This is a genomic window from Okibacterium fritillariae (assembly GCF_052783725.1).
Genome location: NZ_CP199917.1, coordinates 1,763,834 through 1,779,911, shown reverse-complemented (window position 1 = coordinate 1,779,911; position 16,078 = coordinate 1,763,834). Strand labels below are relative to the sequence as shown.

The window sequence follows — 16,078 nt, the reverse complement described above, 5'->3', positions numbered from 1 at the left end:
GCGTAGCGCCGAGAGTTTCCTCCCCCTCCGCACGCATTCGACCGGGCATACTCGTCACATGGACATCTCGGAGCGCACGCCGCGCGCAGGCGGAACGTCGCGGTCATCCGAGGGCGTCACTCCCCTGCGCGTCGGCGTGGTCGAAGATCAGCCTCTCTTCAACGGAATGCTCGGCGACCTGATCGACAAGCATCCCCGCACCCGGCTCGTCGGCCGCGCGACCACGGTCGCTCATGCGCGCAAACTCTTCCTGCCCGGCACGGTCGACGTGCTCACGATGGACATCGAGCTGCCCGACGGCAACGGCGTCAGCCTCGGTGTCAGCCTCAAACGTCAGACCCCCGAGCTCGGCATCGTGCTGCTCTCGGCCTACGACCTCATGGACATGCTGCTCGAGATGCCCGAAGACATGCGGGGTGGATGGAGCTACCTCTCGAAGAAGTCGGCGCTCACATCGGAGACGCTGTTCGCGGCCGTCGAGGCGTCGGCGCGCGGCGACTCCATGCTCGACCCCGAACTCTTGGCCCACGCGGCGCCGCGCGCCGACTCGGTGCTGCACCGCCTCACCGACCGGCAGTACGCCGTGCTGCAGCTGCTCGCGCAGGGCCTCTCGAACCAGGGCATCGCCGCCCGGCTCGGCATCGCCGAGAAATCGGTGCAGAATCACCTGACGAGCATCTACAGCATCCTCGGCGTGCCCGCCGACTCGGCCAAAAACCCGCGCGTCCTCGCCGCCCTCACGCTCCTGGCAGAAACCGGCCGCGACAGCTAGTCCTCGATAAAATAGGGCGGCCACATCATCACGGTTACGAAAGGCTGACGATGCAGATCTCCTATGACGCAGAGGCCGATGCCGCGTACATCCGCATCGTCGACGCGGTGGCGCCCGGGCAGGCGGCACGGCAGGTCGGGTTCATCGAGACGCCCAATGGCGTGACGCAGGTCGTTCTGGACTTCGATGAGAGCGGTCGCCTCCTGGGTGTGGAGGTGTTGGGCGCTCGAGACGGCCTCACCCCCGAAGTTTTGACGCAGGCCGTGCTCCCGGAGAAGTGACCGAAGGCACCGTCGCTAGTCCCTTGTGGGGGCCCGGCCACTCGCCTAGCGTCGAAGGATGACCGACAGCCCACGTTCGTCCGCCAGCACCTCCGCCTTCGCCTCCCCCGCATCGTCGACCCCGTCGGCCCCCGAGCTCGAGATCGTCGACCGCTGGTGGCGCGCCGCCAACTACCTCACGGTGGGTCAGATCTACCTGCTCGGCAACCCGCTCCTCACCGAGCCGCTCACGCCTGAGCAGATCAAGCCGCGCCTGCTCGGCCACTGGGGCACCTCCCCCGCCCTGAGCTTCATCTACGCGCACCTGAACCGCGTCATCCAGCACACCGACAACGAGTACCTCTACATCTGCGGTCCGGGGCACGGCGGCCCGGCCATGGTCGCCAACACGTGGCTCGACGGCACCTACAGCGAGCGGTTCCCGCACCTCGGCCAGGGGGTCGAGGGCCTCGCGGCGCTGTTCCACCAGTTCAGCTTCCCCGGCGGCATCCCCTCGCACGCGGCGCCCGAAACCCCGGGCTCGATCAACGAGGGCGGCGAGCTGGGCTATTCGCTGTCGCACGCCTACGGCGCGGTGCTCGACAACCCGCGCCTCATCGCGGCGTGTGTCGTGGGCGACGGCGAGGCCGAAACGGGCCCGCTGGCCACGAGCTGGCACGCGAACAAGCTCATCGACGCGAAGAACGACGGCGCGGTGCTGCCCATACTGAACCTCAACGGCTACAAGATCGCCAACCCCACGCTGCTCGCGCGCATCGGCGAAAGTGAGCTTCTCTCACTATTCCGCGGCTACGGCTATGAGCCCGTCATCGTGTCGGGCGGTTTCGATGGCGAAGACCCCATGCTCGTGCACGCCCGCATGGCCCGCGCTCTCGACGCCGCCGTCGCCCGCATCGAACAGATCTGGTCGGATGCGCGAGACGCGGGTCACACCGACCGCCCCGCGTGGCCCATGATCATCCTGCGCACACCGAAAGGCTGGACGGGCCCGAAAGAGGTCGACGGCGAACCCGTCGAGAACACGTGGCGCGCGCACCAGATCCCGGTCGATGGCGTGCGCGAGAACCCCGAGCACCTGCGCATCCTCGAAGACTGGATGCGCTCCTACCGCGCCGACGAGCTGTTCGACGAGAACGCCGTGCCCGCCGCCGACATCCGCTCGCTGGCGCCCGAGGGCGAACGGCGCATGAGTGCCACGCCGCACGCGAATGGCGGCGAGCTGCGGCATCCGCTCGTTCTGCCGGCCGTCGAGCCGCACGCCGTGCCCGCTCCCCCGAACAAGGGCGAACTCGTGTCGGCCACGGGCACCTGGGGAAAGTGGCTGGCCGAGGTCGTGCGCGAGAACCCGCATACGTTCCGCATCTTCGGCCCCGACGAGACCGCCTCGAACCGCCTGCAGGCCGTCTACGAGGTCACCGACAAGGTGTGGGCGGCCGAGATCAAGCCCACCGACCAGCACCTGGCGCACACGGGCCGCGTCACCGAGGTGCTCAGCGAACACCTGCTGCACGGCATGCTCGAGGGCTACATCCTCACCGGTCGCCACGGCCTCATCAACACTTACGAAGCCTTCGTGCACATCGTTGACAGCATGTTCAACCAGCACGCCAAGTGGCTCGAATCGGCGGCCGAGGTCGAGTGGCGCGAGCCCATCTCCCCCTTCGTCTACCTGCTCTCATCGCACGTCTGGCGCCAAGACCACAACGGCTTCTCTCACCAAGACCCGGGCTTCTTGAACCTCGTCGTCAACAAACAGGCGCACCTCGTGCGGGTCTACCTGCCGCCGGACGCCAACACCCTGCTGCACGTGGGCGCGGGCGTGTTCGGCACGACCGATCGCATCACGGTCATCGTGGCGGGCAAACAACAGCAGCAGTCCTGGCTCGACATCGACGCCGCGCGCGAGCACGTCGAGCACGGCATGGGCGTGTGGCCCTGGGCCGGCAACGAGGCGGCATCGTCCACGGGCGACCACACCGGCGCGGATGCTGCGCCCAACGTCATCTTCGCGTCGGCCGGCGATGTGCCCACCCTCGAGGCCATCGCGGCCGCCCAGCTCATCCGCGAGAACGTGGACGGCGTGCGCGTGCGCTTCGTCAACGTCGTCGACCTTATGCGGCTGCAGGACGAGAAGGCGCACCCGCACGGCATGCCCGACGTCGAATACGACGCCATCTTCCCCGAGAACGTGCCCGTCGTGTTCGCGTTCCACGGCTACCCGTCGCTCGTGCACCAGCTCGCCTACCGCCGGCACAACCACGACGATATGCACGTGCACGGTTTTGCCGAGAAGGGCACGACGACCACACCCTTCGACATGGTCATGCTCAACGAGATCGATCGCTACACGCTGGCGATGGATGCGGTGAAGCGCCTCTCCGAGAAGGGGCGCGATGTCCCCACGGCCCTCGTCGACACGTGGCAGGCCGCCCGGGTCGAGGCTCGGCGCTACGCCTACGACAAGGGTGAAGACCACCCCGATGTCACCGAATGGGAGTTCCACCCGGAACGCTAGACTCGTATATCAGCATCTAAACCCGCTTCACCCAGAGAGGACGCGCATGTCGCTCCGACGCACGCACGCCACCAGCCCGAACGCCCGCGCCCACGCGAAGAACACGCCCACTGCGACCATCGTGGGTGCCGGGCCGAACGGACTCTCGGCGGCCGTAGTGCTGGCGCGCGCGGGGGTCGACGTGACGGTGCTCGAGCGCAACGACACGATCGGCGGCGGCGCCCGCACGGCCGAGCTCACGCTGCCGGGCTTCTGGCACGACGTCTGCTCGGCGGTCCACCCCATGGCGTTCGCGTCGGGGTTCTTCCGCCGCTTCGGCCTCACCGACCGCGTCGGCTTCGTCACGCCCGAGATCTCCTATGCGCAGCCGCTCGACGGCGGCGACGCGGGTCTCGCCTATCGCGACCTGCACCGCACGGCCGATCACCTGGGCGTCGACGGCGCGCAGTGGCTGCGGCTCATGGGTCCGCTCGTCGACCGGGCGCACGATGTGGCGCAGGCGACGGGGTCTCCCCTGACTCGCGTGCCGCGGCATCCGCTCGCCCTGGCGCTGTTCGGCGTGCGCGCCCTCGAGCTCGCCGCCACCATGGGGTCGTTCCGCTTTCGCGAAGACCGTGCGCCCGCCATGCTCGCCGGGGTGGCCGCCCACGCCATCATGCCCATGCCGCGGCTCGCGTCGTCGGCGGCGGGACTCGTCCTGTCGGTCACGGGGCACCAAGACGGCGGCTGGCCCATTCCGATCGGCGGCAGCCAGGCCATCGTCGACGCCATGGCCGACGATGTGCGGGCCCACGGCGGCCGCATCGAGACCGGTCAGCACGTGACGAGTGCCGCCGATCTGCCCGATTCGACCGTCACGCTGTTCGACACCACGCCCCGGGCCCTCGTCGAGATCCTCGGCGACCGCATGCCGGCGGGCTACCGTCGCACCCTCGAACGCTTCCGCTACGGAAATGGCGTGGCCAAGGTGGACTTCGCGCTGTCGGGGCCCGTGCCGTGGACCAACGAGGAGCTGCACAAGACCGGAACCCTGCACCTCGGCGGAACGGCGGCCGAGACCGCGGCCGGAGAGAACCAGGTCGCCCGGGGCGAGCACCCCGACAACCCCTACGTGCTGGTGTCGCAGCCGACGCGTTTCGACCCGTCTCGCGCGCCCGAGGGCAAGCACACGCTGTGGGCCTACACGCACGTGCCCGCCGATTCGGACCGCGACATGACCGAGGCGATCGTGCGGCAGATCGAGCGGTTCGCGCCGGGGTTCCGCGATGTCATCCTGGGCTCGTCGTCGCGCAGCGCGCAGCAGATGGAGGGCTACAACCCCAACTACATCGGCGGCGACATCTCGGCCGGCGAGCCGAACCTCTTGCAGCTCATCCGGCGCCCGACGCTCTCGCCGACGCCCTGGCGCACGGCCGTCGACGGCGTCTACCTGTGCTCCTCGGCGACTCCCCCGGGCCCCGGCGTCACGGGGCTGCCCGGTGCCTATGCCGCCACGGCCGCCCTGCGCGACCACTTCGGCGTCACCCACCTGCCGCGCCTCGGGCCCGACCCGGTCTGACGCCCGACCCGGTTTGACGCCCGACTCGGTCTGACGCCAATCCGGTCTGGCGCTTGGCCCGATCCCACACCCGATCTGCGCGTGCAGCTAGGACGCGTTTTCTCGATCGGCCCGACGGATGCTCGTCACGCTGCCCTCGCGATACAGCAGCGCCCGCACCTCCGACTCCCCCGACCCCGTGCGCTTCGGGTCGATGGTCTCGCCCTGGTTGTAGTGGTCAATGAGCCGCGGATCGACGTAGCTCGACCGCGCGATCGTCGGAGTATTGCTGAGCACCTCGGCGGCATCGCGCATAGCCTGGCTGATTGCCCGGTTGCGTTTCGCCTGTGACGGCAGCGGCCCCGTTTTAGCGAGGCTGACGGCCGCCGTCACGGTGCCGTGCAGTGTGCGAAAATCTTTGGCCGTGAAGTCGCCGCCCGTCATCTCTTTCACGAAGTCGTTGATGTCCGAGCTCGTCACGGGATGCCAGTGCCGCCCGTCTTTATAGGCCAGCAACCGAGCCCGGCCGCCCCGGCGCTTGAGCTGGCGCACGACGGCCGCGAGGTCGGCATCCGTGATGTCGGATTCCCACTCCTTGCCGCTCTTGGCCGGGAAATGCAGGTGCACGGTGTCGCCCGACACGCGGGCGTGGGCATTCAGCAGGGTTGCGAGCCCGTGGCTCCCGTTGCTGTTCGTGTAGCGTTCGGAGCCTACTCGCAGCGACCCGGTGTCGAGCATGCGGAAGGCGGCCGCCAGCGTGCGCTCCCGTGACACGCCGTCGCTGCGCAAATAAATGGTCACCTGTCGACGGGCGCTGGGCAGCGCCTCGGCGAGCTGCAGCGCGCGGTCGAACTTGATGCGGTCCTTCTTCTCCCGCCACCCCGGGTGGTAGATGTATTGCCGGCGTCCGACGGCATCCACACCGGTCGCCTGGATGTGCCCGTTCTCGAACGGTGCGATCCACACATCCTCCCAGGCGGGCGGGATTCCGAGCTTCTCGAGGCGTTCGCGCAGCGCGGCGTCGGTGATGGTCGAGCCGTCGAGGTCGCGATAGCTGAAACCCGACCCCGAGCGCACACGTCGATATCCGCGCCCGTTCGAATTGCTGCGTCTCAGTCTCATGGTCTCGCTTTCCGGTTCGGCGCTCGCGGCCCAGGCCGCCGCCGTGCGCTCCTGTGCGCCAACCCGTTCGGAATTAATTCCCCACGGCCGGGCGATTTACGGCAAGGTGTGATCCATCAGCCTTCGTTCCGAAAGGAAGGTATCCGCCTCATGTCCACTTCAACGTTCTTCATCAACGTCGATTCGTCCAGACTCTCACCCTCGCAGGTGACGGGCATCAGGGTTGCCCTGGGGGTCGCCGGTCTGCTAGCCGTGATCCTCGGCATCTCGATCCTCGTGTGGCCCGGAGCCACGCTCGCGCTCGTGGCCTGGTTGTTCGGAATCTACTTCCTCGTCGTCGGCATCCTGCGCATCGTCAAGGGGTTCTCGGGCCACTCCGAGGGCACGAGCTATCGCGTGTTCAGCGTCATCCTCGGCGTGCTGCTCATCCTGGGCGGCGTCTACATCCTGCTGAACCCCGTGTTCGGCGTGGCGGTGCTCGCGGCCGCCATCGGCATCACGTGGATCATCGAGGGTGTCGCGTCGCTCGTCGAGTCGGCACCCGACTCGTCCCGCTGGTTCGGCGTGCTCTACGGCGTCGTCAGCATCGTGGCCGGTGTGATCGTGCTGTTCGTTCCCGTGCAGTCGGCCGCGGCTCTGCTGATCTTCGTGGCGGTTCTCGCGATCGTCGCGGGCCTCGTCGAGATCGTGCAGGCATTCACATTCGGTCGCGCCGCCAAGCGCGCCGGCATCGCCTAGATCCCGCGGACGACGCCCACCTCCGCGAGTTCGCGCCGGACGTCTCGCGCGCGACCACGCGGGGCTCTCGCATCCACGAACGAAGGGGCGCTCACGACAATTCGTGAGCGCCCCTTCGACGTTTCTGGTGCGACGGGCCTACTCGGCGACGAAGTCGCTCGTGTCTCCGACGAGGCGCGTGTGGTCAGCCGGGATCGGGTCGACGGCGGCCTGGGCCACCTCGGCGGCGAACTCGTTCACGTTGTACAGGCGTCCGGCCGATTCCTTGCGCTGGCTGATGGCGCCCGGGTTCGAGCGCTCGAGCAGCGTGGCCGTGATGGTGCCCTCGATCATGTCGCCCGAGACGACGACGAACTCGATGCCGCTTTCCTCGAGGGCGGGCAGCTTCTCGCGCAGCGCATCCTCACCCGCACGCTTCGACAGCGCAACGGGCTCGTACTCGGGCATGGTGGGCGTGGTGCGGATGAAGTGCGCCTGGTGGCTCGTGACGAAGACGATGCGCGATCCGGATGACAGCAGCGGCAGTGCCTTCTCGACCACGTTCAGCTGCGCGTCGCGGTTGAGCGTGAGCGCGTAGTCGGCGGCCATGCCCGACTCCATGCCGCCCGAGGCATTCAGCACCAGGATGTCGAGCCCGCCGTATTCGGCCCGGATCGTGTCCATCATGGCTTCGACGGATGCCGGGTCGGTCAGGTCGGCGCCGATCGACAGGGCCTGGCCGCCCGCCGCCTCGATCTCCTTCTGCAGCTTCAGTGCGCGCGCCTCTTTGTTGCGGAAGTTGATGACGACGCGCGCACCGGCCTCGGCGAAGAAGCGAACGGTATCCGCACCGATGCCGCGCGAGGAGCCGGTGACGAGCACTGACTTTCCGTCGAGCGATTCGGGGCTGAGTGGCTGTGACACGTGTTCTCCTTGTCGATGCGGTCGCCGCGAGGGCGGGGATGTCCAGCCCCGAGACTACCAACTCCCATATGCCGCCCTGCCGCCAACTGATAGGTTCAGTGGAGAGACCCCGGTCGATGACGACATCGACGGAGCCCCCCGACACCCTCTTGGAGGCCGGTATGGACTGGATCATCGACAACGCCTGGATCGTCTGGCTGGTGCTCATCCTGGTCTTCGTGATCATCGAGATGCTGTCGCTCGAGTTCACGTTCCTCATGATCGCCGTCGGTTCCGCCGTCGGCCTCGTGAGCGGCCTGCTCGGCGCGCCGTGGTGGTTGCAGATCGTCATCGCCGCCGTCGCATCCGTCGTTCTGCTCGCGTTCGTCAGGCCCTCGCTTCTGAGGGCGCTGCACCGGGGCGAAGACAAGACGCCCTCCAACGTCGAGGCGCTGCTCAACATGCCGGGTGAGGTGCTGCGCCCCGTATCTTCGACCGGCGGCCAGGTGCGTCTCGCCAACGGCGACACGTGGACCGCCATCCTGCTGCCGACCGCCCCCGGCGGAACGCTCGAACCGGGCACGCACGTCTCCGTCCATGCCATCCAGGGAGCGACGGCTGTCGTCGCCCCCGCCGAAAGGAAAGCCCTATGACCGATTCTTCCGCCCTCGTCGGCACGATCGTGGCCTGGGTCGTCGGCATCGTCCTCGTCATCTTCGTGCTGGTGGTGCTGTTCCGGTCCATTCGGATCATCCCCCAGGCCAACGCCGGTGTCGTCGAGCGCCTCGGCCGCTACCACAAGACCCTCCTGCCGGGCCTGAACCTGTTGGTGCCCTTCATCGACCGTGTGCGCCCGCTCATCGATCTGCGCGAGCAGGTCGTCTCCTTCCCGCCGCAGCCCGTCATCACCGAGGACAACCTCGTCGTCTCGATCGACACGGTCGTCTACTTCCAGGTGACGGATGCGCGAGCCGCCACTTATGAGATCGCCAACTACTTGGGCGCCGTCGAGCAGCTCACGACCACGACCCTCCGTAACGTCGTCGGTGGCCTGAACCTCGAAGAGGCGCTCACGAGCCGCGACAACATCAACGGCCAGTTGCGCATCGTGCTCGACGAGGCGACCGGCAAGTGGGGCATCCGCGTGGGCCGCGTCGAGCTCAAGGCCATCGACCCGCCCCTGTCGATCCAGGACTCCATGGAGAAGCAGATGCGTGCCGAGCGGGATCGCCGCGCCGCCATCCTCATCTCCGAGGGAACGAAACAGTCCGCCATCCTCGAGGCCGAGGGTGCCCGGCAGGCCGAGATCCTGCGCGCCGAGGGTAACGCCAAGGCCCAGGTGCTGGTCGCGCAGGGTGAGGCCGAGGCCATCACCACGGTGTTCCACGCCATCCACGAGGGAAACCCCGACAGCACGCTGCTGGCCTACCAGTACCTGCAGACGCTGCCGAAGCTCGCCGAGGGGTCGGCGAACAAGCTGTGGATCATCCCGTCCGAGCTCACCGAGGCCCTGAAGGGCATCGGCACGGGCTTCCTGCCGAAGAATGGCGAGGATCTGTCGAAGCTCATGGCCTCCGCCGGTCTGGGCGGTCAGAAGCCGTCCGGTTCCCCGTCGAAGACTGCCGAGTCGTCGAAGCATGGCGAGTCCGCGGAGTCGTCGAGCGCACCGGCGCCGTCTGGTGACGCTGCGCCGTCGAGCATCCAGCCGCCCAGCATCCAGCCGCCGACCGAGTTCCCCGATTCGCCGCCGAGCGCCCCGCCGGCCGGGCCCGGCAACTAGCCGATCATGCAGCGTCCACGCGTGGTCTCACGGTATCTCGATGCCGCGGGGCCACGCGTTTTCGCGCACCGGGGCTTTGCCGACGGTGTGCCGGGCAATACGCTCGCCGCCTTCCGGGCCGCCCTCGACGCCGGCGCGACACACCTCGAATCGGATGTCCGAGCCACCCTCGACGGCATCCCCGTCCTCTTCCACGACGAGCGCCTGCCGGTCGGCGTACTCCCCGAGGTCGCGCCGGACGGTGCTGCAGGCTCTTCGTCGCTCGACGACCACGCCGTAAATGCCGGTATACGGGCGGCTGCGGATGCCGACAACCCCACGGGTGACGCTCGCTCCGCAAAGGTGGGCGACGCCCCGGTCGGTGGCCTCGCCATCCGTTCCCTCACGCTCGCCGAGGTGCGCCGCGTCGACCTGGGCGGTGGCCACCGCATCCCGACCGTCGCCGAGGCGCTGGATGCCTTCCCCGACGCCCTCTGGAACCTCGACCTCAAGGCGCCCGACGCCGTCGTCGCCACAGCGAAACAGGTCTGGCGGGCGGGCGCAGCCGACCGTGTCCTCCTCACGTCCTTCTCCGAGACATCCCGGGTCCGCGCCGTGCGCCTCCTCCCCGGCATCGCGACATCCGCGTCCTCCATCGGCACAGCAGCCCTCCTGCTCGCCGCCTCGACCGGTCGCCCCGCCCTCGTGCGCGCGGTGGCACGGCTCCTCCCCGGCACGGTCCTCGCCCTGCAGATCCCCGAGCGCGCCGGTCCCCTCCCCCTCGTCACGTCGCCTCTCCTCACCACGCTGCACGGCGCCGGCCTCGAGGTGCACGTGTGGACCGTGAACGAGCGCTCCGACATCCGCCGCCTGCTCACCCTGGGCGTCGACGGCATCGTCACCGACCGACCGGATGTCGCGCGCGCCGTCGTCGACGTGCTCGACGTCTTCGAAGCTTTGGGGCCCCCTCACACTGGCAGTTGACTGGGAGAAAGCGGCCCCCGGGAAGCTCCCGCACAGCTTGGGGGTTTATAACTGAGCATGCATCGCGAGAGGAGACCACACAATGGCAGATCGCAGTTTGCGCGGAATGCGCCTGGGCGCCCAGAGCCTACAGAGCGAAGAGGGCGTCATTTTTTCGGAACGAACCCACCACAGCTATCTGTGCCCGGTTTGTAACAAGGAAACGTCGCTGTACTTCGCGGCCGACGCCGAGGCGCCGGAAACGTGGGAATGCCGTCACTGCAGCAGCGAGGCCGTGCTGATGATCGGTTCGGAGCCGATTCAGCTCACGCGGGCCGACCCGAAGCAGGCGCGCACCCACTGGGACATGCTGCTCGAACGCCGGACCGAAGCGGAGCTCGAAGAGCTTCTGCAGGAGCGTCTGAACTTCTTGCGCGCCCGTCGCGGTCAGAAGATCGCGTAGCCGGCACGTTCCCTACTCATCGACCGCGGTCGTCGCCTCCCGGCGAGACCGCGGTTTTTGTGTGCCCGACAGCGGGAACCGGCCCACCTCTCGACGGCAGCGCAGAAAGCCTCTGTCCTCGCCGACCGCTGTTCGGGGCGTGGACTGCGCGACGCCCGTCGCGGACTACTCAGCCACGACGGCGGCGAGACGGCCGCTGCGAGATTCCGGCGACGATGAGCCCCAACAACCCGCCGAGCGACACGAACCACGCGAGCTGGGCGCCGAACGCCATCGCGGGCGTGATCGTCGACACGAGCGGCAGCGTCGCCACCATCGAACCGGGTTCGTAGGCGGGGGTCTCGCTCAGCGTCTCTCCCCGCGGTCCGATCATCTGGCTCGTGCCCACGGTCGAGATGTTCACGAGGCTGCGCGCCGTCTCGATGCTGCGCAGACGCGCGATGGCCAGCTGCTGCTGGTTCTCGTCGGTGCGCCCGAAGTCGGCGTTGTTGGTCTGGGCGAGGATGACCTCGGCACCGTCGCGCACGGCATCCCGGGTGAGCGCGTCATCCGCGATGTCGAAGCAGATCGACAGGCCCGCCACGACGCCGCCGATGTCGAAGACGTTGTCGCGTGTGCCCGGCGTGTACTCGCGCTGGATGAGGCCGATCAGGTCGGGCGCGAAGGGCTCCCAGAACGCGCGGTCCGGCACATACTCACCGAACGGCACGGGATGCTTCTTGTCGTATTGGTCGGTCGAGCCAAAGCCCGGCTCCCACAGCAGCGACGAGTTGTAGTACTTGCCACCGTTCTCGGTGATCGTTCCGACCACGAGGGGCGCCTGCAGCGCGTTGCCCAGGTAGTCGAGCACGTCGGCCGCCTGCTTGTTTTCGAGCGGGTTCAGGTCGCTGCCGTTCTCGGGCCACACGACCATGTCGGGCTGCACGTTCTTGTCGATGAGCGCCAGAGTCGCGGATGCTTGAGCCGCCAGCACATCGCCCGGTGCGGCCCCGTCGAAGTATCCCGCCTTGCCGTTGCCCTGTACTGCGGCGATCGTCGTCGTCCCCGTCTGTGCCACGGGCCACAACGGGATGGCGAACAGCACCGTGATCGCGGCGACCGCGGCCGTGATGCGCGGAAGGTAGCCGACGCGCGCGGCGACCCCTGCCGTGGCCGATCCGGTGAACGCGGGACGGCGGCCCCGGACATCCCACCCGATGGTGTTCTCGCGCGGCGTGCGCACGATCTCGACGAGCACGGCCACGAGCAGCACCATGAGGAAGCTGAGGCCTGAGACGCCCGTCCAGGCGACGACGCCGGCGAGCGGGCTCTCGGACTGGCTGAGCGCCACACGGCCCCAGGCGAAGCCGCCGTAGGGCCAGGTGCTGACGATCTCTTCGCGCAGCGTCCAGAGGCCCGCGACGACGAGGGGCAGCAGGAGGTAGCGGCCGAGGCGGTGGGGCCAGACGCGCGGCACCCAGCGGTAGGCGAGCGTGAGCAGCATGGCGCCGGCCGCGAAGAAGAGCGACTCGAGCGTGGAGAGCGCGACCCAGGGCACGGGGCCGAGGTAGAGCGCCGTCCATGACACGTGCACGAGGTAGAAGGCGAGGCTGGCGACGAATCCGACGAGGAACGCCGAACCGAGTCGTCGGCCGATGAGCGTCACGAGGATGAGCGCGATGCCCACGAACGTGAGCGGCCAGATGCCGAGGTCGGGAAAACCGCCGTCGAGCACGATGCCCGCGCCGGCCGCGACGATGAGGGCGACCCAGAGGGGAAGGATGGGCCGGGGAGAGCGGGAGTTCACCTGATCAGCCTACGGTGCGAAACCGGACGAATTCTGACGCTCGGCCGCGCTTCACACGGTGCTGTAGGCGACGATTCCTCGGCGGATGGCCTCGAGGGCGGCTCGGGCGTTGCGTCCCACTCCCCCGTCGGCCACGATTGACAGCTGGTCGAGCAGGTCGATGGTCTGCTTCGTCCAGCGCACGAAGTCGCCCGCGGCGAGGTCGGCCTCGGTCAGCACCGAGTCGAGGGTGTGCCCGCGCGCCCAGTGATACATGGCCGTGCTGAGCCCGGTGGCCAGCGGTTCGCTGCCGGGCAGCTTGTGCTCGCGCTCATAGTCGTCAAGGCGCGACCAAATGTCCTCGGTGCGGGCCAGCGCCTCGCGGAACGCGCCGCGCGGCAGGAAGCGCTCCGGCAGGTTGCCGGTGTCGCGCCGCGGTTCGAACACGATGCACGTGGCCATGGCGGCGAGGCTGGCCGGGTCGAGGTCGTTCCAGAGGTTGCGGCGCAGGGCTTCGGCCACGAGCAGGTCGCGTTCGCCGTAGATGCGCTTGAGGGTGCGCCCGGCCGCGCTCAGCACGACGGCGCCGTCGGGGTCGCGCACGAGGTATTCGTAGTTCAGCAGCACGTCGGTCACGCGGTCGAAGATCTTGGCGACGGCACCTGTGCGCGTCGAGATCTGGCGACCCAGCTGATCGGTCTGCTTCTTGAGCTTGAACCAGCGCTCGGCCCAGCGCGCGTGCTTCTCGCGGTCGGAGCATCCGTGGCACGGGTGGCTCTTGAGCCGCTGGCGCAGATCGGCGAGGGCCGTCTGGCGCCTCTGCTGCGCGGCCTTCGAATAGTTGGAGGTGCGCTCACCGCTGCGTTCGAGATCGCTCAGCTCGCGTCGGATCGCCGCATACTCGGCGAAGTCGCCCAGGTGGCATTCCATGGCCTTCTGATAGCCCTCGAGCGTCTTCTGCTGCTCGCGCACCTTCTGCGCGATCGACACCACGGCGCGGTCGGCCTGGAACTGCGCGAACGACGATTCGAGGATGTCGCGGGTGCGAGACCGGCCGAACTGATCGATCAGGTTCACGGCCATGTTGTAGGTCGGCTTGAAACTGGAGTTCAGCGGGTAGGTGCGACGAGACGCGAGCGACGCCACCGATTGCGGATGCAGCCCCTCCTGCCACTGGATGACGGCGTGCCCCTCGACATCGATGCCGCGACGCCCGGCACGGCCCGTGAGCTGCGTGTACTCCCCCGGCGTGATGGGCACGCGGGCCTCGCCGTTGAACTTCTCGAGCTTCTCGAGCACGACCGTGCGGGCCGGCATGTTGATGCCGAGCGCCAGCGTCTCGGTGGCGAACACGACCTTGACCAGCTTGCGGCGGAAGAGTTCTTCGACGACCTCTTTGAACGCGGGCAGCATGCCGGCGTGGTGGGCCGCGACGCCGCGCTCGAGGCCATCCAGCCACTCGAAGTAGCCGAGCACGGCCAGGTCTTCGTCGAGCAGGGTGCGGCAGCGCTCTTCGACGATCTCTCGGATCTCGGCGCGCTCGTGCGTCTCGGTGAGGCGCACCCCCGAGCGCAGGACCTGTTTGACGGCCTGATCGCAGCCCACGCGGCTGAAGACGAAGAAGATGGCGGGCAGCAGATTGTGGTCGTCGAGCATGCGGGCGACCTCGCCGCGGTCCATGCGCTCGGGACGGTGATACTGCGAGCGGCGCTGGTTGTAGCGCGAGACATCCTTGTGTTGGCGGTTGGAGACCGTGCGGCCGCCGAACTGGGCCATGCGCACGAGCTCGGGGTTGACCTGGTGGGTGTCGGCGAGGGACGGGGCCGCGAACAGGTCGATCAACTTGGTTCCCATGAGCACGTGCTGGTCGAGGGGCACCGGGCGCTCCTCCGACACGATGACGTCGGTCTCACCGCGCACGGCCTGCAGCCAGTCGCCGAATTCCTCGGCGTTCGACACGGTCGCGCTCAGCGAGACGAGTCGCACCTGCTGCGGCAGATGGATGATGACTTCCTCCCAGACCGCGCCGCGGAACCGGTCGGCCAGGTAGTGCACCTCGTCCATGACCACGAAGCTCAGGTCGGTGAGCAGGGCGCTGTCGGCATAGAGCATGTTGCGCAGCACCTCGGTCGTCATGACGACGATGCGCGCGTTGGAGTTGATGTTGGTGTCGCCCGTGAGCAGGCCCACGTTCTCGGGGCCGTACTCGGCGACGAACTCCTGGAACTTCTGGTTGCTGAGCGCCTTCATCGGCGCCGTGTAGAAGACCTTGTCGGAGCGGCGTTCCATGGCCATGTAGACGGCGAACTCGGCCACGATGGTCTTACCGGCACCCGTAGGGGCGGCGACGAGCACGCTGCGTCCCTTCTCGAGGCTCGCGCAGGCTTCGAGCTGGAACGCATCCAGGTCGAAGTCGAGGCGGTCGCGGAACCCGCGCACGAGCGAGGTGTTCTTCTTGGCGCGCGCGTAGCGTTCCGAGGGAGACAACGTGATGTCACTCATCCGACCAACTCCGCTTCCCGGACCTTCTGCCGTTTGGCGGCCCGTCGATCGTGCAGGTAGGCCACTCCGTAAGCCACGAAGTAGAGGAACACCATGGGGATGGCGAGCAGGAACATCGACACGAGGTCGGCGGCGGGAGTCGCGATCGCGCAGAAGAGGGCGATGACCAGCACGGCCACGCGCCAGCCCTTGATGATGGCGGCGGCGCTCAGCACGCCGACGAAGTTCAGCAGCACGAGGAACACGGGCAGCACGAACGCGATGCCCACGGCGATGATGAGCTTCAGGACGAAGTCGTAGTACATGGCCGCGTTGAAGAAGTTCGACGCGTCGGCCGGGGTGAAACCGACCATCAGCTCGACGATGTGCGGCATCACGTAGTAGCCGGCGGCGCAGCCCGCGAGGAACAGCGGGATGGCGGAGAGGAAGAAGCCCAGCACGTAGGCGATCTCTTTGCGCGTGAGGCCGGGTACGAAGAACGCCCACACCTGGTAGAGCCACACGGGGCTCGAGATGACGAGACCCGCCGTGAACGCGACCTTCATGCGCAGGTCGAAGGCGCCCGTGATGGCGTCGAAGTTGAGAATGGCTCGGCCACGCTCTTCGGCGATCTCGGTGATCGGGATGGCGATCTGGTCGATCAGCCACTCCGAGATGATGAAGCCGACGATCATCGCGACCAGGATCGCGATGGCACTGATGAAGAGCCGCTTGCGCAGTTCGGCGAGATGCTCGCCGAACGACATACGTCCTTCGGAGTTTTTCGACGGCTTGGCCGT

Annotated in this window: 14 protein-coding genes; 9 read left to right on the top strand and 5 right to left on the bottom strand. The window is 67.9% G+C overall.

Features of this window, described 5'->3' with window-relative positions:
* Positions 1 to 58: 58 nt before the first annotated feature.
* Genes ACUWEX_RS08285 through ACUWEX_RS08270 form a run of 4 tightly spaced genes read left to right on the top strand, consistent with a single transcriptional unit; the run spans position 59 to position 5,126 of the window.
* Positions 59 to 772 carry a LuxR C-terminal-related transcriptional regulator gene (locus ACUWEX_RS08285; protein ID WP_445995917.1) on the top strand — a complete coding sequence of 238 codons (714 nt, stop codon included), beginning with the start codon at positions 59 to 61 and terminating at the stop codon, positions 770 to 772.
* A 50-nt stretch (positions 773 to 822) separates the two neighbouring features.
* Positions 823 to 1,053 carry a DUF2283 domain-containing protein gene (locus ACUWEX_RS08280; RefSeq protein WP_445995916.1) on the top strand — a complete coding sequence of 77 codons (231 nt, stop codon included), beginning with the start codon at positions 823 to 825 and terminating at the stop codon, positions 1,051 to 1,053.
* A gap of 58 nt (positions 1,054 to 1,111) precedes the next feature.
* Complete coding sequence (locus tag ACUWEX_RS08275; RefSeq protein WP_445995915.1) at positions 1,112 to 3,568, top strand: phosphoketolase family protein; 2,457 nt, start codon at positions 1,112 to 1,114, stop codon at positions 3,566 to 3,568.
* 46 nt (positions 3,569 to 3,614) lie between these two features.
* Positions 3,615 to 5,126, top strand: coding sequence for a phytoene desaturase family protein (locus ACUWEX_RS08270; protein ID WP_445995914.1), 1,512 nt, complete (start codon positions 3,615 to 3,617; stop codon positions 5,124 to 5,126).
* An 87-nt stretch (positions 5,127 to 5,213) separates the two neighbouring features.
* Here ACUWEX_RS08270 and ACUWEX_RS08265 read toward each other — a convergent pair whose 3' ends face one another.
* Positions 5,214 to 6,227 carry a DNA topoisomerase IB gene (locus ACUWEX_RS08265; protein WP_445995913.1) on the bottom strand — a complete coding sequence of 338 codons (1,014 nt, stop codon included), beginning with the start codon at positions 6,225 to 6,227 and terminating at the stop codon, positions 5,214 to 5,216.
* Positions 6,228 to 6,377: 150 nt separating this feature from the next.
* Here ACUWEX_RS08265 and ACUWEX_RS08260 point away from each other — a divergent pair, with 150 nt between their 5' ends.
* Positions 6,378 to 6,965, top strand: a complete 588-nt coding sequence (locus ACUWEX_RS08260; protein ID WP_445995912.1) for an HdeD family acid-resistance protein — start codon at positions 6,378 to 6,380, stop codon at positions 6,963 to 6,965.
* Positions 6,966 to 7,103: 138 nt separating this feature from the next.
* Here ACUWEX_RS08260 and ACUWEX_RS08255 read toward each other — a convergent pair whose 3' ends face one another.
* Positions 7,104 to 7,868: an SDR family oxidoreductase gene (locus tag ACUWEX_RS08255; RefSeq protein ID WP_445995911.1), complete on the bottom strand. Its 765-nt coding sequence runs from the start codon at positions 7,866 to 7,868 to the stop codon at positions 7,104 to 7,106.
* A 116-nt stretch (positions 7,869 to 7,984) separates the two neighbouring features.
* Here ACUWEX_RS08255 and ACUWEX_RS08250 point away from each other — a divergent pair, with 116 nt between their 5' ends.
* The 4 genes from ACUWEX_RS08250 (at position 7,985) to ACUWEX_RS08235 (ending at position 11,032) form a co-directional block, all read left to right on the top strand.
* Complete coding sequence (locus tag ACUWEX_RS08250; protein ID WP_327196300.1) at positions 7,985 to 8,500, top strand: NfeD family protein; 516 nt, start codon at positions 7,985 to 7,987, stop codon at positions 8,498 to 8,500.
* Positions 8,497 to 9,627 (top strand): SPFH domain-containing protein, encoded by a 1,131-nt coding sequence (locus ACUWEX_RS08245; protein ID WP_445995910.1) that lies wholly within the window; start codon positions 8,497 to 8,499, stop codon positions 9,625 to 9,627. Before ACUWEX_RS08250 ends, ACUWEX_RS08245 begins: the two co-directional genes overlap by 4 nt.
* Before the next feature lie 21 nt (positions 9,628 to 9,648).
* Positions 9,649 to 10,590, top strand: coding sequence for a glycerophosphodiester phosphodiesterase family protein (locus tag ACUWEX_RS08240; RefSeq protein ID WP_445995909.1), 942 nt, complete (start codon positions 9,649 to 9,651; stop codon positions 10,588 to 10,590).
* A gap of 82 nt (positions 10,591 to 10,672) precedes the next feature.
* Entirely contained in the window at positions 10,673 to 11,032 is a 360-nt protein-coding gene (locus tag ACUWEX_RS08235) for an RNA polymerase-binding protein RbpA (RefSeq protein ID WP_077053150.1), read from the top strand.
* A gap of 169 nt (positions 11,033 to 11,201) precedes the next feature.
* Here ACUWEX_RS08235 and lnt read toward each other — a convergent pair whose 3' ends face one another.
* From lnt to tatC, 3 genes are read right to left on the bottom strand one after another with little or no spacing between them, the layout of a single operon-like run.
* The gene (lnt, locus tag ACUWEX_RS08230; protein ID WP_445995908.1) at positions 11,202 to 12,818 is read right to left on the bottom strand and encodes an apolipoprotein N-acyltransferase; all 1,617 of its coding nucleotides are present in this window, start codon (positions 12,816 to 12,818) and stop codon (positions 11,202 to 11,204) included.
* Between the two features lie 51 nt (positions 12,819 to 12,869).
* Positions 12,870 to 15,299: a DEAD/DEAH box helicase gene (locus tag ACUWEX_RS08225; protein WP_445995907.1), complete on the bottom strand. Its 2,430-nt coding sequence runs from the start codon at positions 15,297 to 15,299 to the stop codon at positions 12,870 to 12,872.
* Entirely contained in the window at positions 15,296 to 16,045 is a 750-nt protein-coding gene (tatC, locus tag ACUWEX_RS08220) for a twin-arginine translocase subunit TatC (RefSeq protein ID WP_079727635.1), read from the bottom strand. The genes ACUWEX_RS08225 and tatC overlap by 4 nt, the downstream gene beginning before the upstream one ends.
* Positions 16,046 to 16,078 lie beyond the last annotated feature (33 nt).

Bases quoted from the DNA above. Each gene is read 5' to 3' on its own strand.
- ACUWEX_RS08225 (WP_445995907.1), bottom strand. From the start codon at position 15,299: ATGAGTGACATCACGTTGTCTCCCTCGGAACGCTACGCGCGCGCCAAG.
- ACUWEX_RS08260 (WP_445995912.1), top strand. From the start codon at position 6,378: ATGTCCACTTCAACGTTCTTCATCAACGTCGATTCGTCCAGACTCTCA.
- ACUWEX_RS08250 (WP_327196300.1), top strand. From the start codon at position 7,985: ATGACGACATCGACGGAGCCCCCCGACACCCTCTTGGAGGCCGGTATG.
- ACUWEX_RS08235 (WP_077053150.1), top strand. From the start codon at position 10,673: ATGGCAGATCGCAGTTTGCGCGGAATGCGCCTGGGCGCCCAGAGCCTA.
- ACUWEX_RS08265 (WP_445995913.1), bottom strand. From the start codon at position 6,227: ATGAGACTGAGACGCAGCAATTCGAACGGGCGCGGATATCGACGTGTG.
- ACUWEX_RS08245 (WP_445995910.1), top strand. From the start codon at position 8,497: ATGACCGATTCTTCCGCCCTCGTCGGCACGATCGTGGCCTGGGTCGTC.
- tatC (WP_079727635.1), bottom strand. From the start codon at position 16,045: ATGTCGTTCGGCGAGCATCTCGCCGAACTGCGCAAGCGGCTCTTCATC.
- ACUWEX_RS08280 (WP_445995916.1), top strand. From the start codon at position 823: ATGCAGATCTCCTATGACGCAGAGGCCGATGCCGCGTACATCCGCATC.
- ACUWEX_RS08275 (WP_445995915.1), top strand. From the start codon at position 1,112: ATGACCGACAGCCCACGTTCGTCCGCCAGCACCTCCGCCTTCGCCTCC.
- ACUWEX_RS08270 (WP_445995914.1), top strand. From the start codon at position 3,615: ATGTCGCTCCGACGCACGCACGCCACCAGCCCGAACGCCCGCGCCCAC.
- ACUWEX_RS08285 (WP_445995917.1), top strand. From the start codon at position 59: ATGGACATCTCGGAGCGCACGCCGCGCGCAGGCGGAACGTCGCGGTCA.